Here is a 25,120-nt window from a genome sequence, read left to right on the forward strand (position 1 = left end):
AATAACACAAGGGAAACCCAAGCCAATTTAAACATGAATTCATCAGCAATGACAGATCCACAAGTTACACTGGTTGTTGTTCCTCGCGAACGATTTAGCTACACCCAAGAATCTCTGGAAAGCATTTACGAACATACAGACATTCCCTTTAAATTAGTGTACGTTGATGGCAATTCACCGACTCCAATCAAACGCTACCTGGAAACCCAATCCCAAGCCAAACAGTTCCAACTCGTGCGAACTAATTACTACCTGTCTCCAAATCACGCTCGCAACATTGGCTTGAGTTACGTTGATACCAAATATCTTGTCTTTGTGGATAACGACGTGATTGTTTCTCCCGGTTGGTTGAATGCCTTAGTCACTTGTGCGGAAGAAACAGGTGCGACAGTGGTTGGTCCGCTGATGTGCCAAGATGAACCCTTACACGAAACCATTCACTTTGCCGCAGGGGAATGCCATGTTGTTACCGATATTCATGGTAAACGACATATCCGAGAAAAGATGTACAAACAAGGTCAGCAGGTATCAGAGGTACGACCCCAGTTAAAACGAATTGAAACCGAACTTGCTGAGTTTCATTCTGTGTTAATTCGCCGAGAAATTTTCCAAAAAATTGGTTATCTCGATGCCAAAATGCTCTGTACTAAAGAACATTTGGATTTCTGTATGACGGTCAAAGAAGCGGGTGGCTCAATTTATTTTGAACCGGACTCCTTAGTCACCTATGTACCGGGACCGCCAATAGAATTAACCGACATGTACTTCTATATGCTGCGCTGGAGTGATGCTTGGATGTACTCTAGCCTAGAAAACTTGCGCCAAAAATGGGGACTGGTTGAGGATGGATATTTCAAAACCAAGTACAACAAAAAGTTAGGGTCTCGACGCCGACGCACGATTATCAGACCGCTGAGTTACCGCTTCAAAAAGCTAGGTAAGAAGCTGGGGTTAAAACGGAAGCAAATTGAGCAGGCGCTGCTGGCGGTGGATAAGGTTGTCAACCGCTATATTACGGATCGCTATGCTCGCAAATACCTTCAGTCTCAGCAACAGCTAACCTACCAACATTCCCGAACAGAATTATGCCAAAAAGGTGATGGAGATGTCCGTTCTTTAGAAATATGTGACCCTTTGATCAAACGATAAACAAATGAGGGGATTTTAACGGGTTAGTTATTTTTGCCATGCTGTGCTATAGCGCATTATTGCCTTGGGTCTGTAGGTTGGGTTGACCCTGTTATTCAACAAAATCTAGGCTAAAGCCCTGACTACAAACCCAATTCTTACCATCAATTTAGGCGTGTCACGCCGCCATCGTGCGTTAGCAAAGCGTAACGCACCATTTAGTCAGCGATCGCGACTAGGAAACGCCACATATTTCCCATCCTGTTTCTCGTGCAGGGTAAATACTGACCAGCTAAAGATATGTCAAATCATTTGAGCAAAGCTGTAGCAATGGTTTCAGCTTTGTTTACTCTAGCCTCATTCTGCGGTAATATGGCACAAGCAACAGAGAGTTCTGCTGAAGCGATTCATCCTGATGAGTTATCTGTTGACCCCATGTCTCAAATTACCGCAGTTTGGCAACTCTCGGACATTCAACCCACAGATTGGCAGTTCCAAGTGCTAGAGTCTCTAGACCAACGCTATGGTTGTTTAGCTGAATATCCCGATCGCGGCGATCGCACCAATCGAACCCTAACCCGATCCGAGTTTGCCGCCCGGTTACAGGTTTGCCTAAATCATATTCCCAAAAAGGTCAGGGAGTTAGCCGAACTGCAAGGATTAATTAAGGGGTTTGCAGCGGAATTGGCGCGGAGACGAGACTCTATTGAACGCTTAGAACGGATAGATATTAAACCGTTTGATCCAACCACAACTCTGGAAGGGGAAGTCCTGTTTGCGATTAGTTATCTGGCAGGTAAAACTCAGGCAGATGGCAGTGAGGAGGATATCGATCCAACCTTTACTGTCGGCAATAAAATTAGCCTCGATATTGATACGAGTTTCACCGGAGAAGACCGTCTCAGAGTCAGTTTAGAAGCCAAAAATGCCCCGGAGTTTGAGGATGTCACGGGTACAGAAATGGCGCGGTTAGATTTGGATGGGCAAGATGAAAATGAGCTGGAGTTAGACAAAGTAGAATATCGTTTTCCTCTCGGTAAAAATGCCAAGGTTTATATTTCTGCCAAAGGTGGCGGCTTAGGTACGCCGACGAGAAAGGTCAATTTAGCACCAAATGCAGCAATTTCCAAGTTTGGCGATGGCAATCCCATTTATGATTTAGGGGGTGATGCTGGAGTCGGTTTGCTTTATGAATTGGGTGAGATTGCCACTTTCAGCTTGGGTTATGCGGCTGACGATGCGAATGAACTAGACTCAGGAATTGGTGCTGAATATGGGGCGATCGCGCAGCTAACCTTAAACCCTAACGATAACTTGGGCATCGCTTTCGCTTACGTCCATTCCTACAATATCATCGATACAGGAACAGGGAGCGATCGCGCCAACGATCCGTTTGATGATCAAAGTGACCATATCAAGGCTAATTCCTACGCTTTAGATATCAGCGTTCGCCTCAGTCCTAAGTTAATCTTAGGGGGTTGGATGGGTTGGACTCAAGCCACGGCGTTGAATTTACCTGGTGATCCCCAAGCCGATATTTTTAATTATGCCCTCACCTTGGCATTTCCCGATTTAGGTAAACCCGGAAATTTAGGTGGGATTGTTATCGGTCAGCCGCCGAAGGTAATCAATAATACTTTTCAAATCGACAATCAAGACTATAAAGATAAAGACACGACTTGGCATCTGGAAGTGTTTTATACCTTGCGTGCCAATGAAACCCTATCAATTACCCCTGGATTATTGGTTGTTTTTAATCCAGAACATGATGCTAGCAACGACCTTATCTATGTGGGAACTATCCTGACTACTTTTTTATTTTAAGTCTATTTACATCTCCATCAACTGATGTGTGACCCAATGTATAATAGAATACACAGGGTTAGAAGGTACTGTAACAACATTTATCCAGTCCTTAGTTTTTCATCCAAGCAGAAGTCAATTCAGGAACATATTCGCTAAGATTAACATCAAGTTTTGAGATAACTTACGAACCACCAGGGAATCGACGTGACTAAGTTGGGTAACAACTTCGCCTCAGCCAACCCTGATCAAAATCATGAGGCGAGTACAACTAAACAGTGTTGGGGTTGGCGGAATCTGTTTTGGGAAGGACGAACTCGCATCCTTGCTTGGTATGTCCTGCTAACGGTTTGCTTCACCTTTACCTCAGTTGGGCTGATCCGTCAAGTTCTAGTTGAGGAGGTACACAAACGAATCGACAGCTATTTAATCCAAGAAATACAGGAGTTCCAGCGATTATTCCAACAAGGAAAAAATCCCTTGACGGGTCAGCCGTTTGGCGATGATGTGGCGGCTTTATTTGAGATATTTCTATCCCGTAATATTCCCAATGACGGAGAATTTCTGCTCACAATTATCGACGGTGAATTCTACAAATCCAGTCCGACAGCACTACCCAACCCACTACAACCGGATTCAGAGCTACTCAAACGCTGGAGTAATCTGACCCAACCAACCAAAGGTCAGACAGAAACATCAGTAGGTTCTATTCTTTATTATGTCAAACCCGTGGAAATGGGCGGAGAAATTCGCGGACTTTTTATCGTCGCCAATGTCATCGCGGGTGAAGAGGAAGAAGTCAATGAAGTGGTTTGGGTAATCATTGAAGTAACCTTGATCGTCATGGTTGTTACTTCCGTGATTGCTTGGGTTGCTGCTGGACGGATGCTAGCCCCCCTACGTTCGGTAACAGAAACGGCGCGTTCGATTAGTGAAACGGATCTGACCCAACGCATTCCCATAAAAGGCGGTGGTGAAATTGCGGAACTGACAACCACGCTAAATCAAATGCTGAATCGTCTCCAGAAAGCGTTTACCAGCCAACGAGACTTTATTAATGATGCGGGTCACGAACTGCGGACACCCATCACGATTATTCGAGGACACCTGGAATTATGGGATGATGACCCTAAAGCCCAACAGGAAACTTTAGAATTAGTTTTAGATGAATTGGATCGCATGAACCGATTTGTTGATGACTTGCTCCTCTTGGCTAAAGCAGAAGGGCGTGATTTTTTAGATCTAGAAATGGTAGACATTGGCTCATTCACCAAAGAACTTTTTGCCAAAGTCAAAGCCTTAGCCGAGCGAGACTGGCAACTGGACGCGATCGCATCGGGTCGAATTTTCGCTGACCGCCAGCGCCTCACTCAAGCGATCACGAACCTGGCTCAAAATGCTACCCAAAATACCTGTGAAGGTGATACCATCACCCTAGGTTCAGCTATTAATAAACACTATGCTTGTTTTTGGGTTCGCGACAGTGGAGAAGGGATTGATCCAGCCAACCAAAAACGTATTTTTGAGCGGTTTGCCCGACTCCCGAATAGCCGTCGTCGTTCTGAAGGAGCAGGTTTAGGACTGTCCATCGTCCAAGCGATCGCCCAGGCGCATCAGGGTCAGGTGAAACTCAACAGCCGACTCGGATCTGGCGCTCAATTTACGATTGTCATTCCTCTAGATCCAAAACAGGATATTCTACCCCATGAATCGAATTCTTATCGCTGAAGATGAACCTCGTATTGCAGCGTTTATTGAGAAAGGGCTGCGAGCGAAAGGATTTACCACTAGCGTAGCCACAGATGCTCAAGAGACGCTGAATATGTCTCTCTCCCACAAATTTGACCTGCTGATCATGGATTTGGGACTTCCGGGTAAAGATGGTTTACAAGTCCTAGAAGAGTTGCGCGGTCAGGGGGAACAAATACCCATTATTATTCTCACCGCCCGTGATGATATCCGTGATAAGGTCGCTGGATTGGAGGGAGGGGCTGATGATTATATGACTAAACCCTTTCAGTTTGAAGAACTCATCGCTCGGGTGCGCGTGCGGTTGCGTAATAACTATTTGCCAAAATCTAAGCAGGAGATGGTACTAACTATCGGTCAAGTTAGTTTAGATTTACGGACTCGTCGGGTTCGGGTTAAGGGTCAATTTGTTGAACTCTCCGCACGAGAATTTACCCTCGCAGAAACCCTGTTACGCCATCCCGGACAAGTGATGAGCCGAGAGCAGTTACTTAGTCATGTTTGGGGGTATGATTATGATCCGGGTTCTAATATTGTTGATGTTTATATCGGTTATCTACGCAAAAAATTAGGCAGCGACTTAATTGAAACGGTCAGAGGAATGGGTTATCGCCTCCGCACTTGATTAGACGCTTCCCCTGGACAAAATTATCAATTATCCTAATAATCATCATAATTTTTTTCGATAAATGTAGAGACGTTACAGCAAGAGGAGGCGATTGAAATCGCTGGGGCGGCTACAATACCACCTACGAAGTTCTTTCCTTTGACAAACCCGCGCTGATTGTACCACGAGTCAAACCGCGACAGGAACAGTTAATTCGGGCTAAACGGTTACAGGATTTGGGATTAGTTGATATGCTGCATCCCGATGATGTCACGCCCACCGCTTTAAGTGAATGGCTATCGCGGACAATCGGAACCTCGACCCACGTTCTGTGATTAGTCAATACGTCGTATTTTCCACAGTGACAAGCCGAATTGAACTCCTATCTAATGATTCGACTACTGATACCAAATCCGGGTTAGCCACCCCCTTTCTAATCCAGTCCGCGCAGGCGGACTTTGTTTGTGTAGCTGCGATTTCAATCGCCGTGGCAAAAAGGGGTAATAAAGGCGGATTTGGTATGAATCGGTGTTCTCGATCTAGATAAAAAGTTTAACGCCATTGTTTTAACCGATTCATAGTTAACTTTTCCTTGCTCATTGCGGGGTAATTGTTCAACTTCAACCCAATATTTAGGTTGCTTAAACCGACTTAACCGCTTGACCAGCGCGGCTTTTAAACTATCCACAGAAACCGCTGATGAACGGGGAATGTAAACCGCTGTAACCGCTTGACCCCAATCATCATCGGGTATGCCAATCACACAGACATCCCTCACTAATTGGGTCGCTAAAATAGCCGCTTCGACTTCGGCGGGGAAGATATTTTCACCCCCGCTAATAATTTTATGACTGTGCCGTCCGATAATGGTTAAATACCCCTGATTATCAAAAAATCCCAAATCGTCAGATTGCAGCATAGGGATTGTATCCGGCGTTGCATTACGATTGGGGATTGGGGATTGGTGATGGGGAAATTCTTCCTTATCTACTGAAGAATAGTAACCCAAAGCCAACGAATCTGCTACAATCGTGACAATTCCGATTTGATTCGTCCCCAAAATTTCCCCAGTTGTACTGCGAACTGTCACCTGGGCGTGAGGAAGAACGTGACCACAGCTATTATTCCCCGCCAGAAATGCGTCAGGTTTCAGAGTAACGACTTGAGACGCCGTTTCCGTCATTCCATAAGTTGGCGCTAAGCGAATACCTTCTTGTCTCGCCTCAATTAAAAGAGACTCCCACGCTGGCGCACCACCCAACAAAACCGTGTGAAACTGGGATAACCAATTCGCTGCATTCGCCCGGAGTAAGCGTTGTAACTGAGTGGGAACCAGGGAAATAAAAAAATCTCTGGGGTCAATCTCTCGTCCTTTTCCCGCCACCACCTCTTTAAACGGGAGACTCGCAAATCGTCCTCCCGTAGTTAGCGATCGCAGAAATTGCATCAACCCACTCACATGATACACGGGCAAGACACAGAACGAGTTCACCGACTTCTGGTCAAAATACTGATAAAACCCTCGCACTGATGCCATTAACGTCTCCCAGGTGTGCATAGCGAAGCGAATCTTACCCGAAGAACCCCCTGTAGGAATCATTATTTCAGGGTTTGTAGTAGGCACTTTAGTGCCATCAATGTTCGTAGTAGGCACTTTAGTGCCATCACGAATCAAGCGCTGACTACAAACACCCATTGTCGGTTCCGTCTTGATTATCCCTTGTCCCTTATTATTGACAAATAACTCTTGACGAATCACCCTTGACAAATCTCCCCAAATTAAATCGGGTTGGACTAATGCTAAAACCTGTTGCCATTCCTGTTGTGTCCAGTTGGGATTGCCCAAAAACACTGAACAATCGGCACTAACAGCGGCGCTAAATGCAGCAAGGAATCGCCAAGGATTAGATTCAGCCAGAATAATCTTAGGAACGGTTTGACATCGAGATAAGTTGGAAAATTGATCAAATAATTTCTGATTTATTTCTGGGAATTGGTGATTGTCAAAACCAATAAGCCAATCATTATTTCGCTGTTTGATATCGATTAAAATAGAACTCATTTCCTTAAACCCACCCAAACAAAATATTAGGGCGGGTTTCGCAATCTAGTTAGGGGAAACAATCAATATTAATCCCTAAACCCGCCCCTACAAATACCCTCGCCCCTCCGTCCCCCTGCACTCTTGTCTTGCCTATCTTTTACCTTGCATCATTAACCTTACGCCCGTGCTAGGCGCTAAGGTTACGCTCCGTCGCTGAGGACGCTCAGGTTGCTGCTGTGCTAAAGTGAGTTGATACTGCGAGACAATTTTAGCAAGGACTAACTTCATCTCAAATAATGCCAAAGCTTCACCAATACAGCGACGTATCCCACCGCCAAAAGGGAAAAATTCATAGGGAGAAAACTGACGTTCTAAAAACCGTTCTGGCTTAAATCTATGGGATTGGGGATATAAATCTGGGCGATGATGGGTGAGATAAATGCAGCCATAAACTCGGGTTCCCGGTTGTAGCTGATATCCCATCAGTTCAACGGGTTCTTTCACGGCTCTAGGTACAGTTAAGAGAACCACAGGATAAATTCGCAACGTTTCATGGCAGACGGCTGTAAGATAAGGCAGACGAGCCATATCCACCGGGTCTGCTTCTTGACCAAGAGAATTCAATTCTTGCCACAGCTTATGCTGTACATCAGGCGATCGATAAACCCAATACAGCGCCCACGCGATCGCAGTAGCCGTCGTTTCATGACCAGCTATTAATAGAGTAAACAACTCATCATGCAATTCTTCATCCGTCATGGATTTACCATCCTCATCCTGTGCTGATAACAGCAGGGTGAGAATGTCTGAACCCGAAAAGTCTTTCTGTTGACGGCGCTCTCGAATTTCTGCATAGAGTAACTGACTAATTTGCTGCTTTAAGCGACGGAACGCACCCCAAGGTGTCCAATCTTTCTGTAGCGCTGGAAAAAAAAGTAATCCTGATGTGAAGGGAGATTTAAATTGATCCATCAGGCTAGCAATGAGTTCCTTCAGTTGACCAAAACGCTCTGGATCATGAATACCAAAAACCGCATTTAATATAACTTCTAGGGAGATTTCCTGAGCTAGGGAACGAGCCACAAAGGTTTGACTTGGACGCACTTGCTGCATTACCTTTGCCGTTAAGTCACAGACAAGAGTCCCATAAGTTCGGATACGTTCGCCGTGGAATGGTGGCAATAAGAGTTTACGTTCCCGACGATGGCGATTGCCTTCTAGCACCAATATCGAATAATCTCCAACAATTGGCTGCAAAAGTCTATCGGGAGGAGCTATAAATTGTTTGGTGTCGTTCGTGAAAATTTGCTTTAGAGCTTGGGGATGACTGACAAACAACATACAGGAGTGATTGCCAATAACGGGAGCATTGAAAATATCACCATATTGTTGTCCTGCTGCATCCATGTAATCCAGAGGCTTAGTAATCCACTGAATTTTTTGCCACCATTTGGGGGCTTTAGGTCCTTCGGGTTGTGTAGTTTTGACTTGAATCATAAGACTGGTAAGGAAAGAATGATTCTGTTTGTTGGTAATGATCGAGTGCAGTGCGGTGAAAATAACCTATCCGTTAACAATAGACGAAACAGCACATATAGTACTACGCATTGAGGTTAGGATAATAAAATTAGGTGAAAAGGCAATAGGGAATAGGGAATAGGCAATAGGCAACAGGGTAATGTCCTAACGTATGCCCGTAAGGCTATATTATAAGTGCAGTGTTGGAGTTTTCTGCCTTCTTGTGCTAGTCTTCCACAAACCAGTGATTTACTCCAAACCCAACGGCTCGATGGGGATGAGATAATTCTACAGCTAAATTGAGAACTGCTATTCTGGCGATCGCACGTTCAAAGACGGAGGAGAACACCACATCAATATCGTGGGCTTGACAAAATTGTCGGAGTTGTGTAGGCGATCCGGCGATCGCTGCTTTAATCACAAAGATTCCCCGCCATCCCTGCTGGTAACAGGTTTTGAGTTGGTTCAACGTGGCGACAGATTCATCCAGGGCGATCGCTGTTTTATACTGATCCTGCATTGCCTTGATCACATCAAACTCCTCTGGTGGCAAGGGTTGTTCCATAAACTCGACAATTCCCGCCTGATCCGCCACCTGTAACCATTGTTCTGCTTGATTCTGTGTGAGTCCCCCATTCGCATCTAAGCGTAATTGAGCCGATGGGGGTAAGGCTTGAACCAATTGATCAAACCACCTCAGTTCCGACTCCATAGAGGTAACACCAATTTTCCATTTAAACGTGCGATCGCCCTGCTGCCAACCTTGTTGCCAAGCGGTTAACGCCGCTTCCCCTGTGGGCAAAAGATAGCTGTATTTCAGCGACGCATGGGATAACGATTGGCTTGTGTTTTCCGTTTCAATACGACTCTTTCTTCCATCCCTTGCGACTAAAACATCCCAAGCTGACTCAAAGCCAAACTGACAGGCAGGGAGTTCAGCCGGGATTGAGAAAATATCGGTTGATGTAAACTGAGATGGAAACTGTTGACAAAATTGTCGGGCTTGTTCTAAGGTTTCAGAACCAAACCAAGGGAGTGGTGCAATTTCTCCCCAACCGATTCGCCCAGCTTCATCCATCAAACGCAGGATAATCCCCTCACGTACTTTCCAGATGCCATGATGAGTAGTTAGGGGATGTCGAAATTGGCGCTGGTAAGGATTAAACTCAAAACGATATGTCACCGGAAACCCCTTTAATACGACTGGCAAGGATCTCTAATTTAATGGTATACAATAAGTAGGTGGACATAATTAACGTGAACGGTGAAGAACTCGCGCAAGCGAGAAGCAAGCTATTTTGTATCCGCTTTAGATAATTCCGAAAATTTTGAAGCAAGAGCATGAATAATAGTCCACCACGCAGGAGATGTTGCGCTATTAGCATTTTCCGAGGCAATAAGTAGTGAGTTCCTATAACTCGACCATAACCAGTCCAATAGCCCTCCAGGAAGATGACCAACCGGGGCTGTAGTATTGTATGTAAGGTCAGAGCAAGATAACCAGGAAAATTCTCTTAACCCTAAGCGATCGCCCCACCCTACACGCTTACAAAAAATGCAATAAATTTCATAGTCTGCGTTTTCTGTACCGCCAATGCTCTCCCAGATACGCTTCTGAACACTGAAGCCAAAACGCCCTTGGCTGTATTTAACCCAAAGTCGATCAATGGTGAGTAAATCTTTGCCCGGAAATTGTTTAATATCGTCCGAACTCAGCCAACCTTTTGCACCTCGACCTGCTAACCGTTGTACCGGGGATAAAACTTCGCGATCGCGCCACCAGTTGCTAAAGTTAATCTTCCGGGAAAGTCGAAACCCGCGCAATAATTCAGACACCAATCCCCCATACCATTCTTCTGGTGTCACATGACTACCAATGCGAGTCATATCAATCGCGGCACATTTGACACCTTGGACTTTTAGCCTTTTAGTCATCTGCACCCGCAAGCTGGATTTGCCCATCTGCCGGGAGTTGAGGACATAGCAAAACTCTCCGTTGTTGCACCCTCGACAGAGAAGTTCCTCTAAGCCTTCCACTTGCCATAATCGTGCCACACCGTCAGAAGCCGCCGTCGCCAACCGTTTGCCATCTGGACTAAAACTCACCCGGGTAATCTTGCTAGGAGACTGGGTAAACTGGGCGAGGAGATTTCCTTGATAATCCCATAGCTTTGCCGTGCCATCCCCTGAACCCGTGGCAATATAGTCTCCATTGGGGCTAAAACAGACACTGAGTACCCAGCCCTGATGTCCCACAAATTCAGTAATCAAGTCTCCAGCTACATTCCATAGCCGAGCTGTATGATCCCCGGACGCAGAAGCGATAAACTTGCCATCTGGACTGAAACAAACGCCTCTGACTGGAGCGCGATGTCCGTTTTGGCTGAGAATTTGCTGTAAGGCAAAGATGGGACTTGTGGCGGGATAATCGGGCAATGAGCGACTCTTTGTTACCCGTTTGAGTAGGGCTTGTCCCGCCTGCATCGCAGCGAGTAAGGCTTCAATTTCCCGCCCTCCGGCTGCAAATAATTGCAACGCATTTACACCCGCTCGTTCTAAGCGAGTGCCTTCTTTGGCTTCTGCTAAGAGTTGTTCGGCTTTTTGTTTGGCTGAGGCTAAAATTTGTTTGGCTTGCCGTTCTGCTTCTAATTCTTGTTGTTGACTTTCCGTTAAGAAGGCATAATCGACAACACCTAAACTTTTATTCGCTGCCCAATTCAATGCTTCTTGTAATGCCGAGCCGCGCAACAGTCGGGATTTATCTTGACGATTAGATACCTCCCAGGCTCTAATCCCTTGAGAGTAAGGTCGCAAATTGGCTAATTCTTGCTCTACCCAACGATGGTTAAAAATTCCGGCATAAATGGGATTATAAACTCTTAAATTTCCCTGCTGTCTAACGACTAAGCCTGTCAGTCGCAACTCGACTTGTTCCGGACTCTCGTCTGTGGGGATTTGTCCCTGCTGTAAGATATGCTGATAGAGTCCCAGTAATCTACCTGCACGCTGTTCATTTGCCAGGATGCGATCGCGGATTGTCCTCAAATGCTCCGGTTCATCCCAGGCTTCCCAGTTTTCTATAATACACGTCTGCACTAACGCCTCAATCTCGTTAGCCGTAGATGAATGATCGGGATGGAATTCCTGACCCATTGTATCCCATTCTTGAACAATGAGAGAACATAATTTTTGGGTCAGAAACGGTTGTCCTCCTGTCCAATCCAATACCTCCGTTAAAACCGCTTCAGGATTCTCTACGTGATGCTGCAATCCTTTAATTAAAGCAGACTTTGCTTCGGCAAAAGTCAACCCAGTTAACTCAATTGCCTGACCAATATTAAACGGTGTCCGCTGTTTATCCGCAATCAAATCCGATGGCGTAGCCACTCCCAACAGACAAAAGGTGAGGCGTTGGTAGTCGGGATTATCTACCCGTTGGTTATAGCAAGCCCGGATCAAGGCAAAAAAGTCATCTTTGAACTGAATTTTCAGGATACTATCGATTTCATCAATAAAAATTACAATGTTGTCGGATAACTCAATTAGCAGTACATCATCAATAAATTCACTCAACCGTTGTACCGGGGATAAAACTTCGCGATCGCGCCACCAGTTGCTAAAGTTAATCTTCCTGGAAAGTCGAAACCCGCGCAATAATTCAGACACCAATCCGCCATACCCTTCGTCTGGCGTCACATGACTGCCAATGCGAGTCATATCAATTGATGCACATTTGATGCCTTGGGCTTTCAGCTTTTTGGTCATCTGCACCCGTAAGCTAGATTTACCCATCTGTCGGGAGTTGAGAACGTAACAGAATTCAATTCTCCGTTGATTAATCCCTGATACAGTTGAGCATCCGCCTGTCGCACCACATAAGTTGGATGCTGATACTCTAGACTTCCTCCTACTTTGTAATACTCTCTATTTACCATACTATAATTTTTTATTGTCCACAAAATTAATATTTAATCTAAAAATATAGGGTATTTTGATTGTATTTAATTACCTTGACAACCATTTATTTTGCACTTTAGATAGGAAGTATTCAGGATTTAACTCCACCGCCGTTTCTCTATCATAGAGCGTAATACATACTTCGAGAATTGTTTGGTTAGTTGTCAATAAATCCATGATTATTTGTTTAAGCATTATTTCCCAAGCGGTTTGTTTGTCCAGGCATCCGGCTCCTGTCCCCAGTAAAGGAAAGACAATTGTTTTATATCCATAGTCATTGGCTTTCCTCAGGCAATCATGTACAACCTTCTGAATTATCTTTTGAGACGGAAATAATTCAAGCTGCCAATCAATAACTGCACCGTGAAATACTTTTTTTGCCTGGAGCTTTCCCGCAGATGTAACCGCAACATCACCGATAGATAAAGTATTTGACATCCTAAAATTTCGAGCCTCACTGTCAATTATATTACCACCCATCCGTCTAATGCGACGAGAGACTCCACCTCCCATACTGAGATAGGTATCATCGGAACTGACGATAACATCGGCGGCAAGATTGGTGATATCTCCTTGGTAGATTCTGACTAATTTATTATCGACTAAAAAATCTGATATAAACCCTTCTCCTGGTTTATTTGTAATTATTTTCACCAAAGGTGGTTTAGAAGCTGTACTTGCAGCAGATAAGTCACCAGTGGAGTCAGTTTTACGCTCAGAATTTAGTAAATTAGGAGTCGCTGTAGTCGGAAGAGGTTTAGGAGCAATTGTTCTGTCAATGGAGTCACTGGCGATACCGACACTATCATTAATTATTTCTTGTGTTGTATTTTTAGATCGTTCCGAAAATTTTGATGCCAGAGCCGGGAGGATAGTCCACCACACAGAATCGGTTACACTATCAGGATTTTCGGCAAGAATCAACCGGGACTCCCGATAACTTGACCACAACCAATCCAATAGTCCTCCAGGTAGATGACCCATTGGGGCGGTCATACTGAAGTTGAGGTCAGAATAGTAGAGCCAGGAGTTGCTGCCATCATCCCACCCTACAGATTTACTGAAATTGCGATAGATTGTAAAATTAGCTTCTTCTTCTGTACCGCCAACGCTCTCCCAAATTTGCTTCTGAACACTGAAGCCAAAACGCCCTTGGCTGTATTTGACCCAAAGTTGGTCAATGGTGAGTAAATCTGTGCCAGGAAGTCTTTTGACATCTTCGGCTCTCAGCCAATCTTTTGCGCCTCGACCTGCTATATTCAGCATAATTGCTGTCGTTTCGGAGTCGGCTTCTTGCCATTGTCCCGTTGCTAACAAGTCGCGTAGATGAGTGTAGTCAATTTGGCATTCAGAAGTGAGATTGTCGGACTCTCCTGGTGTAAAGGGCAGTGAGCTAGTCATTGGGTTTAGGTGAGTTTCCTTGGATATACCTTCATTGTTATTTACTGGAGTTGGATTTGATTCTGCTGCAATAGAGTTAGATCGGCTTTTCAGCGTTTTGACGGCTTCAGGATGAGTCACGAAATAATCCTTGAGCCAGTCATAACCTCTGGCTAACAATTCCTCTAATCCTTCAACCTGCCACAGACGAACTGTGCCATCATCTCCCGCCGTGGCAATGAGTTTTCCACTCGCGCAAAAACTCACCGTTCTGATTGCCCCTTGATCACCCTTAAATTCGGCTAGCAATTGTCCGGAAATTGTCCAAAGTTTTGCTGTGCCGTCTGTAGCTGCTGTGGCAATAATCTGTCCGTCAGGACTACAACTTACACTGGTAGTTTCACCCTGATGTGCGTTCCATTCGCCTAAATGATTTCCCGATAAATCCCACAAACAAACAGTACCATCGACTCCGGCTGTGACAATTCGTTGACCATCGGGGTGAAAGCTTATACTCTTAAGTTCACCGCGATTGGTATTCCATTGAGTTAGCACATTTCCACTCAACCCCCAAATACAAACCATACCGTCTGCTCCGGCGGTAGCGATACGTTGTGTCTCAACGTTTTGCCAATTAAGACTGCAACTGACACTATTAACCCAAGTTGAATGAGGAAACTCGTACCAAAAGGTCGTTTGATAGTCACAGTGACCAAGTTCTTCATCAGCTAGATTTTTAATTTGCCACCGCAGGGTATCGCTATCGGATAAAGTAAGAATAGATTTCTGGTCAGAGTTTGATAGCTGCCATGTAACTCGCCACAATCGTACCTTACCATCCGCTCCTGCTGTGACAATATAATGCATTCCTGGGCTAAAACTTGCATTTCTTATCCAACCGCGAGGGTCATCTAATTGAGCCAATTGTTTCCCTTTAAGGTTCCAAAGACAGATTTTACAGTCGGCTCCAACCGTAAAAATATACTTTTGATTAGGAGTAAAACTGGCTACATACACTATACCGTGATCTGTATTCCATCTAGTCGGATGCTTTGGGGATAAGTCCCAGAATCGAACGTTACCGTCTACACCTGCGGTGGCTAAACGCTGACTATCTGGGCTAAAACTTAGACCCAAAACCGCACCAAGATGATTATTTAATAGAGCCAGTAGTTCTCCCGATAAATTACAAACTCTGGCAATCCCCCCTGATACAGTAGCAAAATATTTTCCATTGGGGCTAAAACAGATAGTCTTATGATGGTTGTTGAAGTGAGCCAGCGGCTCTCCCAACAAATTCCAGAGAATGACTTTTCCTGCATGGTCTGCCGTACCAATGGACTTGCCATCGGGACTAAAACTTATACTTAAAATCGGACTGTATGGGCGGTGAAATTGAGTAATTATATTTTTCCCTGAAGCATCCCAAAGTATGACAGTTCCTCCAAATTTGGCAGTTCCAGCCGTAGCAATCTGCTGTCCGTTGGGACTAAACGTGGCTGACCAAATTACACCCCCTCGACTTTTTAGTTGTGCAATAGCTTTTCCAAATAAGTTCCACAGTTTTGCTGTGCCATCTCGTCCGACAGTAATGAGCTGGTCTCCATCTGGGTTAAAATTAATACTTGAAATGGAACCATTATGACCGGAAACTTGAGTGATTTGTTCTCCGGAAATGTGCCAAACCTTAGCCATGCCATCCCGTCCGGCTGTAGCCACGAATTGACCATTGGCACTAAAACTAATGTCATAAATAATACCCTGATGTCCTTGCCATTCCCGTAACAGTTGCCCGAATCGATTCCACAGTTTAATCGTACCGTCTCCCCCAGCCGTAACCAGGGATTCTCCATCAGGGTTGAAGCATACGTCTTGAACCATACGCTGACCTGTAGTAAATCGGTTGTGTTCGCGAATCGTGTTGAGAATTTTCTGTAAAGCGAATAGGGGGGTAAGGGTTGGATAGTCTGACAATGACCAATGTTGGTTAATTCGGTTTTTTAATTTATACCCAGCTTGAAGTGCTAGTAATAATGCTTCTATTTGTCGAGATTCTAATTCTTGAAGGGCAAGTCGGGTAATTTCTTCGATGTCTTCAATTTCCCCTTCAGAGTTTAGTGGTGTTGCTGGTGTCATCTCTACTAATGCGCCCGCTTCCGCTAATAATTCATTGACCCAGTTTTTGTTAAAAACTGCCTGATAAATCCGGTTAGCGACTTTTAACTTACCCGGCTGCTTTACGACTAACCCAGACAGGCGTAATTCCATCTGTTCTGGGGTATCTTTGGCTTTTACGTCTCCTTGTTGCAAAATCTTTTGATATAGGAATAGTAAGGGTTTCCGGCGCTGACTCCACTTGATGCGATCGCGTATCGTTCTCAAATGCTCTGGTTCATCACAGGCTTCCCAGTTTTCAATGATATTTTCCCGGACTAATGCCTCAATCTGATTCGCGGATTTAAAAGGATCAGACTCTGACTCTTGTACAATTAATTTACACAGCTTTTGGGTGAGAAATGGCTGACCTCCTGTCCACTCCAACACCTCAGCGATTACCTGATTGGGATAGCTGACAATTGGCTCTAATCCTTGCACCAATGGGTTAACTTCATCCAAGTTAAATCCGGTTAATTCTATCGCTGTGCCAATATTAAACGGCGTGCTTAGAGTTCGGTCGGCGATTAAATCTGATGGCGTAGCGACTCCCAATAGACAAAAGGTAAGGCGTTGATAGTTGGGATTATCCACGCGCTGGTTATAGCACGCCCGAATAAAAGCAAAAAAGTCATCCCGAAAGGGGATTTTTATGATACTATCGATTTCATCGATAAAAATAACAATGTTGTCAGATAACTCGATTAGGAGAACATCATCGATAAATTCACTCAACCGTTGTACCGGGGATAAAACAGAGCGATCGCGCCACCAGTTGCTAAAATTAATCTTCCTCGAAAGACGAAACCCGCGCAATAATTCAGACACCAATCCGCCATACCATTCCTCTGGCGTCACATGGCTACCAATGCGAGTCATATCAATCGCGGCACATTTAACCCCTTGGGCTTTTAGCCTTTTAGTCATCTGCACCCGTAAGCTGGATTTACCCATCTGTCGGGAGTTGAGGACATAACAAAATTCCCCATTGATTAATCCCTGATACAATTGAGCATCCGCCTGTCGCACCACATAGGTTGGGTGCTGATACTCTAAACTTCCACCGACTTTGTAATAGTTGATATCTGGCATACCCTTGACAAATGACTTAACGTTTATTGTGCCAACCTACTGAAAACGTTGCTGTTGGCAAATATCGAGTTTGTCCAGTTCCTCAGGATGAGTGACCCAATACTCTTTCAACCAGTTGCACCCTCGACAGAGGAGTTCCTCTAAGCCTTCCACTTGCCATAATCGTGCCACACCGTCAGAAGCCGCCGTCGCCAACCGTTTGCCATCTGGACTAAAACTCACCCGGGTAATCTTGCTGGGAGACTGGGTAAACTGGGCGAGGAGATTTCCTTGATAATCCCACAGCTTTGCCGTGCCATCCCCTGAACCCGTGGCAATATAGTCTCCATTGGGGCTAAAACAGACACTGAGTACCCAACCCTGATGTCCCACAAATTCAGTAATCAAGTCTCCAGCTACATTCCATAGCCGAGCTGTATGATCCCCGGAAGCAGAAGCGATAAACCTGCCATCTGGACTAAAACAAACACCTCTGACTGGAGCGCGATGTCCGTTTAATTCAGCCACAAGCTTGCCTGATACCTCCCAGATATTCAGGCTCCGGTCATCTGAAGCCGTCCCTAGATACTGACCATTGGGACTAAAACAAACCCCTCTCACCCAACCTCTGTGATTTCTCAATGTGGCAATCAGCGTTCCCGATAAATTCCACAACTTAACCGTGCGGTCAGCCGCCGCCGTGGCAAGATACCGCCCATCCGGACTAAACTGAACACTGACGACAGTGTACCGATGACCGTGAAATTTGACGATTAAATGTCCCGATACGTCCCACAGTCTGACCGTACAGCCACTAGCCGTGGCAATATATCGTCCATCCGGGCTAAAGCACACATCCCGCACCCAGTCTTGATGTCCCTTAAATTCAACGATGAGGTTTCCCAATAAGTCCCACAGCTTTGCCGTGCGGTCAGCCGCCGCCGTGGCAAGATACCGCCCATCCGGACTAAAACAGATACCCCTCACCCAATCTTGATGTCCTTTGAATTCGACAATCTGATGGGTAGATAATGTCCATAACCGAGCAATTGGGTCTCCCGAAGCCGTGGCGAATTGTTGACCATTGGGACTAAAACTGACCTGTCTGACACCACCTCTATCCCCCTGAAGTTCGCCAATTTTATTTCCCGATAAATCCCAGAATCGTACCGTACTATCATTAGAGGCAGTAACCAGGAATTCCCCATTGGGGTGAAAGCTAGCACTATTGACCCGACTTTGATGTCCTTTGAATTCAGCAATTGGGTAGCCCCAGATGTTCCACAGTTTAGCCGTGTAATCATTTGACGTGGTGACTAGATACTCACCATTGGGACTGAAACAAATACTATTAACTCGACTTTGATGTCCCTTGAATTCCACAGATTGGTATCTATACGGCAAGTTCCACAAGCTAGCAGAACCATCTCCCGCCGCCACAGCCAGAGACTCACCATCGGGACTAAAACAGACACTATAGGCTCCCCCAGGAAACTCGCTGAATTGGGTTAACGGGTTCCCGGATAAATCCCATAGCTGCACGGTGCCATCATCTGAGGCTGTCGCCAGTTGCTTACCATCGGGACTAAAACAGACACTCCAAATTGAAGCTTGTCCTTCACAGGTGGCGATGTTCGTTCCCGCTAAATCCCATAGCTTAGCGGTACCATCGGTTGAGGCGGTGGCGAGGAACTGTCCATCGGGACTAAAACAGATATGACTGATCTTACCTTGATGCTGGTTACAGGTGGCAATTGTTTTACCGGATACCTGCCTAAGTTTGGCAGTGCCATCGGTTGAGGCGGTGGCAAGCAACGTTCCATCTGGACTAAAACTAATACTGATAATTCCACCCCGATGCCCAACAAATTGATTACATTCTCGAATTTGACTGAGAATTTGCTGTAAGGCAAAGATGGGACTTGTGGCGGGATAATCGGGCAATGAGCGACCATCTTGCACTCGTTTGAGTAGGGCTTGTCCCGCCTGCATCGCAGCGAGTAAGGCTTCGATTTCCCGCCCTCCGGCTGCAAACAATTGTAATGCACTCACACCCGCTCGTTCTAAGCGAGTGCCTTCTTTGGCTTCAGCTAAGAGTTGTTCGGCTTTTTGTTTGGCTTCTGCTAAAATTTGTTTGGCTTGTCGTTCTGCCTCTAATTCCTGTTGTTGGCTTTCGGTTAAGAAGGCATAATCGGTAACACTTAAACTTTTATTCGTTGCCCATTCTAAGGCTTCTTGTAATGCCGAGCCGCGCAATAGTCGGGATTTATCTTGACGATTGGATACCTCCCAGGCTCTAATCGCTTGAGAGTAAGGTCGCAAATTGGCTAATTCTTGCTCCACCCAACGATGGTTAAAAATCCCGGCATAAATAGGGTTATAAACTTTTAAATGTCCTGGCTGTCTAACGACTAAGCCTGTCAGTCGCAACTCGACTTGTTCTGGACTGTCGTCTGTGGGGATTTGTCCCTGCTGTAAGATTTGCTGATAGAGTCCCAGTAATCTACCTGCACGCTGTTCATTTGCCAGGATGCGATCGCGGATTGTCCTCAAATGCTCCGGTTCATCCCAGGCTTCCCAGTTTTCTATAATACTTTTTTGCACTAACGCCTCAATCTCGTTAGCCGCCGATGAGTTTTCGGTATCGAATTTCTGACTCATGTTTTCCCGTTCTTGAACAATGAGAGAACACAATTTTTGAGTTAGAAATGGTTGTCCTCCTGTCCAATTTAATACCTCCGTTAAAACCGTTTTAGGATTCTCTACATAATTCTGCAATCCTTTGATTAACGCTGACTTGGCTTCCGCAAAAGTAAACCCAGTTAACTCAATGGCTTGACCAATATTAAACGGGGTGCGCTGTTTGTCTGCAATCAAATCCGATGGCGTAGCTACTCCTAACAAACAAAAGGTGAGGCGTTGATAGTCGGGATTATCAACCCGTTGGTTATAGCAAGCCCGGATAAAGGAAAAAAAGTCATCTTTGAACTGAATTTTCAGGATACTATCGATCTCATCAATAAAAATAACGATAGTTTCAGATAACTCGATTAGCAGTACATCATCAATAAATTCACTTAACCGTTGTACCGGGGATAACAAAGAGCGATCGCGCCACCAGTTGCTAAAGTTAACCTTCCTCGAAAGTCGAAACCCGCGTAATAATTCAGACACCAATCCGCCATACCATTCCTCTGGCGTCACATGGCTACCAATGCGAGTCATATCAATCGCGGCACATTTAACCCCTTGGGCTTTTAGCCTTTTAGTCATCTGCACCCGCAAGCTAGATTTACCCATTTGTCGGGAGTTAAGGACATAACAAAATTCCCCATTGATTAATCCCTGATACAATTGAGCATCCGCCTGTCGCACCACATAGGTTGGGTGCTGATACTCTAAACTTCCTCCTACTTTGTAATAATTGCTATCTGACATAAAGTCATTTTAGATCCGTTTGAATTGATAGTAAATTGCTAGAGCGTCGGCTCGTGTAATCCAAGTGACAGAACTTTATCACATTTTATAGTATATTATCAAGACCTGTATTTAATAAAATGGAGCGCTGTTGTTGCCGTTGGATACGGTGCATTCTTCAGGAAACAAACTCATCAGAATTAGGTTCTGGAATGAACCAATGCCACTAGAGCAATCGCCATAGCGGTTAGGACGCATCTTATGGTAGAGACATTCCGCCGGAGGAATCTCTACAACAGTTCGGAAAGTCCTAATCGATGTGTCTACTGCTAGACTACGATTTTGGGGCATCAATTTCCTCAATTCCACTGAATTATAAAAATCCTCAATTTTCCTCAACTTTTTTATCAAATGAGAAAGCATATTAGGAATGGAAAGGCATCAATCCTGCCAAAAATCGGGTTCTACCGAACCGAAGCCTCTCACCTGCTTCACAGATGTGTACAACCCGTGAGTCTGTGAATCTTGCTACACAGAACCTTGATCTGTATAGGTTAACTGCTTCAATGAGTCGTTAATAGAGTCCAATTTTACCTTTGTAAAGAAATGTTACAAAACTGCCCGTTCTGCGTAAAAGGAAGGACTGAAATCTGAGTAGTCCATAGAATCTCCAAATCACCGATGCTCTAAATGTGCATAGGTGATCAGCCTTGAGAACTATAGCTGATTAAGTAGCGATAAAGCCGCAGAGCGAGCAGCACTATAGCCGCACACCCAAAAAACGGGAGCCAAATCTGACCTTGACTCCCAACCCTAGTTTAATTTCAACTTCTGATTGTCATGGCAAACGCACTTACCCTAAACACCTCTGTTGAATTAATTCTCAATTCCGCCACTCAACGGGTTACAGAGAATTGTTTGATGCGTGGATTTAATTTTTTCCCGACGATTCTTCAACTTGATTGAAGGGAGAGAGTTATCTCACCTTAATCATTGTACCGATACAGGAGGCAATAACGAAGTGCTGAGTAAGATTTCTGAAAAAAAGATGCACTCTGTCCGAGTCTTGTTGACTCTGGGTTGGCTGGTGTTAATTTTCTCTCTCTTTTATGACCCCATTTCCCATCACTTAACTGATCCGAATAACCTCCTGAGTCCTTTTCGCGATCCCCATACTTGCGTATTAGTGCAGGGAAAATGTCTAGAACAAGCTGCCTATCCCATGGGCGCACGCATTTTCTGGGGTATGATTGTTACCAGTGCAATTATGATTCTCCTGGTTTTTGGTCATGACACCTGGCGACGGATTTGTCCGCTCTACTTTCTGTCTCAAATTCCCCGGGCTTTGGGCTTAAATCCCCGACTGAATATTCGCAAAAATCGCTGGCTGGCACAAAAACACCTCTATCTGCAATTTGCCCTTCTGTTTATTGGTTTGAACTGCCGCATTCTGTTTATTAACTCCGATCGCACAGTTTTAGGGCTGTTTTTGATCCTGACCATTCTCTCTGCAATTACAGTAGTTTTCCTGTACGGAGGACGGAGTTGGTGTCATTATGTCTGTCCCTTTGGCATCGTGCAAACGGTTTTCACGGGTCCACGGGGATTATTAAGCTCCCCAGCGAATACAGCAGGACGTCGTACCATTCCCCAATCCGAGTGTCGTACTTTTGATAAAACAAAGGGCCAAGAAAAAAGCGCCTGTGTTGGCTGCAAGTCTGCTTGTATCGATAAAGATGCCGAAAAATCCTACTGGCACTATCTCAGCCATCCGGGACGGAAACTCGTGCAATACGGGTATTTGGGTTTAGTAATTGGTTACTTCATCTATTACGGATTGTATGCGGGGAATTTCGACTATTACTTTTCCGGAGATTGGGTACATGAACCGAATCAATTAGCCACACTTTGGCAACCTGGTTTTTACTTCTTCAATCAACCCATTCCGATTCCTAAACTGGTGGCTTGTCCGTTAACCCTAGGGATTTGTGTGGTGATGAGTTGTCTAATTTGTACAAAATTAGAAAAGGTATACCGCGCTGCTCTAAGACGCCATAACCCCAGTATCAGCCGGGAACAGGTGCTACACCGCGTCTTTTCGATTTGCACCTTTTTGGCGTTCAATATTTTCTTTATCTATGGGGGGCGTCCCGAGATTCTCCGCTTACCTGTCTCGATGCAATTTCTCTTTGATGGGTTTGTTGCTGTAGTTAGCAGTCTTTGGCTTTACCGTACTTGGAATCGCAGCGCCGAGCAGTATAATCGGGAAAGTCTCACCCATAGTTTCCGGCGTCAACTGCAAAAGCTTCCGGTGGATTTTTCTCAGGTTTTAGAGGGACATTCTCTGGAGCAATTGAAAGCCGATGAACTTTATGTTCTGGCGAAAGTTCTGCCGAATTTTAGCCAGCAGTACCGTTTCTCTCTTTACAAAGGAGTCTTGCAGGATGGATTAGAAGAGGGGCGTTTTCAGTCATACCAAAGTCTAGAGGTACTGCAAGCCATTCGCCATCAACTGGGATTAAGCGATGAGGATCATTATACGGTTTTGACTGAGCTAGGTGGTGAGTATTCCCATCTGTTATATCCCCATCAACAAACTGAATTGGTTGCCATCAAGCAGTAGTAGAGACGCGCCATGGCGCGTCTCTACGATTTTGGTCGCTATAATTCATAATTCATAATACGCTGAAAATATTGCCGATATAACTGACAACGAGGAACGACGCGATCGCGCTTTCGCTGAATCAGTCCCATACTGTATAATTGATACGCCTGCATGGTTTCGATTCGCACGGGTTCGGTGGCACTGACAACCTGTTTTAAGGCGGCGGCTAATTCCGCATTTTCTCTGAGCATTCCCCAATGTCGGCGCAAATGTGCCTCATAGATTCCCGCTTCGGTTGGCGCATCTTGCAATAATTTGCTGAGTGTCACATCCTGACGGGCTAAGTGATAAAGTCCCAATCTGACTAAATACGGATGTCCCCCCACCATCGCCATTAACTGTAAAACTTGCGTCTCATCCCAATCCAGTTGATAGCGTTGAGCTAAATCGGCGACTTGTTGCGAGGTAAACTCTGGCAATTCTATCGGTAATCCCACATTAAAGGGGGATTGATTAATATCCAAGGGTCCATAATCTTCCGTTGAATGTGCCACCACTAAGCGCAATTCTTCCCAAATATCCACAGTCTTGGCTTCTTCATGCCAACTGCGTAACATAGGAAAGAATCCTTGTGCAATATCTGGAGACTGAAACACCCGATCCGCTTCATCTAATGCCAAAACTAACGAGGAATTCAGTTGTTCTAATAAATGATCTTGGATGTAAGTTGTACAGTTAACAATACTGCCCCGATCCTGATCCCAATACTCATCTAGTTGAGCATCAAGTTTAAGTTTAGAACTGATACCAACACACAACCAGCGCAAAAAGCGATTCAGACTGCTAAAAACGTCCGCCTCAGCTTGTAGCAAATTTAACCGCACCGTGGCATAACCCTGTTGTTCTGCATAGTCCAGAATCCGATCCAGCAGCGACGTTTTACCCATTTGTCGAGGTGCTTTAATCCGAATTAGCGCCCCAGCTTGACGAATTGTCTGATAACAACGCTCCTCAATGGGGGGGCGTTCTATATAAAACTGAGAATTGAGTTCCACGGGACTATTCGGTAGTTCTAATCCATTTGCTAACGGTGGCGATGACCGATAAATTTGCCTAGACGTGTCACAGTACGTTTCTACGTTGCTCCCAGACGTTACAAGAGACGCGCCATGGCACGTCTCTACATTGCGCCTGTTTTCCTTGGGCTGCACGCCTGTGGTTACAGAATGCGGTGTTGATGTACTAGGGGCGACTTGTTTGGACTTTTCCGGGCGGCGACGTTCCCACTCTAGATTGAACCGTTGCATAATCGCCTCTTTATCGTACCGTTTGTGCCAGAGTTTCAGGGTAAAGTGCCAATCATGCAACCCTTTCTTTCCGGGACGATTATCTTCCAGAATCTCGACAAAATCTGCTAGTCGTTTTAGCGCTTCCTTAATTTGTTCGCTATTTAATTTACCTTCATAGGGATCTAAGGATGTCAGTTCTTGGAGAAATCGCACCTTAGTCCTGACAACCAACTGCTTCTCACTTTGCCAGTTGACCTTAATCCGCAGATGTTCTGTATTCTCCAACTCATCATTCGCGTAAGCCAGCAACGCTTCTAACAAGCGTTTTGCCCGTTTTTTCGCTTGAGGCCCATAGTTCGGTCTAGCCATCGACAAGTCCCACCTGGTAAGAACGCTGG

14 protein-coding genes and 1 pseudogene are annotated in these 25,120 nt (G+C 45.1%); 6 read left to right on the plus strand and 9 right to left on the minus strand.

The window, feature by feature from the left end:
• Positions 1-48 precede the first annotated feature (48 nt).
• From RIE73_RS28000 to RIE73_RS28020, 5 genes and pseudogenes are all read left to right on the plus strand, one after another.
• Positions 49-1,149 (plus strand): glycosyltransferase family 2 protein, encoded by a 1,101-nt coding sequence (locus RIE73_RS28000; RefSeq protein WP_446404313.1) that lies wholly within the window; start codon positions 49-51, stop codon positions 1,147-1,149.
• 279 nt (positions 1,150-1,428) lie between these two features.
• Positions 1,429-2,952, plus strand: coding sequence for an iron uptake porin (locus tag RIE73_RS28005; protein WP_446404289.1), 1,524 nt, complete (start codon positions 1,429-1,431; stop codon positions 2,950-2,952).
• A gap of 195 nt (positions 2,953-3,147) precedes the next feature.
• Positions 3,148-4,659 (plus strand): sensor histidine kinase, encoded by a 1,512-nt coding sequence (locus tag RIE73_RS28010; protein WP_446404314.1) that lies wholly within the window; start codon positions 3,148-3,150, stop codon positions 4,657-4,659.
• On the plus strand, positions 4,637-5,305 hold the full coding sequence (locus tag RIE73_RS28015) for a response regulator transcription factor (protein ID WP_446404290.1): 669 nt from the start codon (positions 4,637-4,639) through the stop codon (positions 5,303-5,305). Before RIE73_RS28010 ends, RIE73_RS28015 begins: the two co-directional genes overlap by 23 nt.
• Before the next feature lie 107 nt (positions 5,306-5,412).
• Positions 5,413-5,604, plus strand: a pseudogene (locus RIE73_RS28020) (glycosyltransferase family protein); the annotation flags it as partial.
• 161 nt (positions 5,605-5,765) lie between these two features.
• Here the strand turns inward: RIE73_RS28020 and RIE73_RS28025 are convergent.
• The 8 genes from RIE73_RS28025 to RIE73_RS28060 all read right to left on the minus strand — a co-directional run bounded on the left by RIE73_RS28025 (position 5,766) and on the right by RIE73_RS28060 (position 21,179).
• A complete protein-coding gene (locus RIE73_RS28025) occupies positions 5,766-7,349 on the minus strand; it encodes a 2-succinylbenzoate--CoA ligase (RefSeq protein ID WP_446404291.1) in 1,584 nt (527 codons plus the stop codon).
• A 132-nt stretch (positions 7,350-7,481) separates the two neighbouring features.
• The gene (locus RIE73_RS28030; protein ID WP_446404292.1) at positions 7,482-8,828 is read right to left on the minus strand and encodes a cytochrome P450; all 1,347 of its coding nucleotides are present in this window, start codon (positions 8,826-8,828) and stop codon (positions 7,482-7,484) included.
• A gap of 247 nt (positions 8,829-9,075) precedes the next feature.
• On the minus strand, positions 9,076-10,032 hold the full coding sequence (locus tag RIE73_RS28035; RefSeq protein WP_446404293.1) for an o-succinylbenzoate synthase: 957 nt from the start codon (positions 10,030-10,032) through the stop codon (positions 9,076-9,078).
• Between the two features lie 110 nt (positions 10,033-10,142).
• Positions 10,143-12,641: a GUN4 domain-containing protein gene (locus RIE73_RS28040; protein ID WP_446404294.1), complete on the minus strand. Its 2,499-nt coding sequence runs from the start codon at positions 12,639-12,641 to the stop codon at positions 10,143-10,145.
• Positions 12,611-12,784: a hypothetical protein gene (locus RIE73_RS28045; RefSeq protein ID WP_446404295.1), complete on the minus strand. Its 174-nt coding sequence runs from the start codon at positions 12,782-12,784 to the stop codon at positions 12,611-12,613. Before RIE73_RS28045 ends, RIE73_RS28040 begins: the two co-directional genes overlap by 31 nt.
• Before the next feature lie 70 nt (positions 12,785-12,854).
• A complete protein-coding gene (locus tag RIE73_RS28050) occupies positions 12,855-17,432 on the minus strand; it encodes a GUN4 domain-containing protein (RefSeq protein WP_446404296.1) in 4,578 nt (1,525 codons plus the stop codon).
• Between the two features lie 36 nt (positions 17,433-17,468).
• Positions 17,469-20,849 (minus strand): WD40 domain-containing protein, encoded by a 3,381-nt coding sequence (locus RIE73_RS28055; protein ID WP_446404297.1) that lies wholly within the window; start codon positions 20,847-20,849, stop codon positions 17,469-17,471.
• A 111-nt stretch (positions 20,850-20,960) separates the two neighbouring features.
• Positions 20,961-21,179: a hypothetical protein gene (locus RIE73_RS28060; protein ID WP_446404298.1), complete on the minus strand. Its 219-nt coding sequence runs from the start codon at positions 21,177-21,179 to the stop codon at positions 20,961-20,963.
• A 574-nt stretch (positions 21,180-21,753) separates the two neighbouring features.
• Here RIE73_RS28060 and RIE73_RS28065 point away from each other — a divergent pair.
• Positions 21,754-23,451 (plus strand): 4Fe-4S binding protein, encoded by a 1,698-nt coding sequence (locus tag RIE73_RS28065; RefSeq protein WP_446404299.1) that lies wholly within the window; start codon positions 21,754-21,756, stop codon positions 23,449-23,451.
• 38 nt (positions 23,452-23,489) lie between these two features.
• Here RIE73_RS28065 and RIE73_RS28070 read toward each other — a convergent pair whose 3' ends face one another.
• Entirely contained in the window at positions 23,490-25,091 is a 1,602-nt protein-coding gene (locus RIE73_RS28070; RefSeq protein ID WP_446404300.1) for an AAA-like domain-containing protein, read from the minus strand.
• Between the last annotated feature and the right edge of the window lie 29 nt (positions 25,092-25,120).

The organism is Coleofasciculus sp. C1-SOL-03 (assembly GCF_040220555.1).
Taxonomy (GTDB): domain Bacteria; phylum Cyanobacteriota; class Cyanobacteriia; order Cyanobacteriales; family Coleofasciculaceae; genus Coleofasciculus.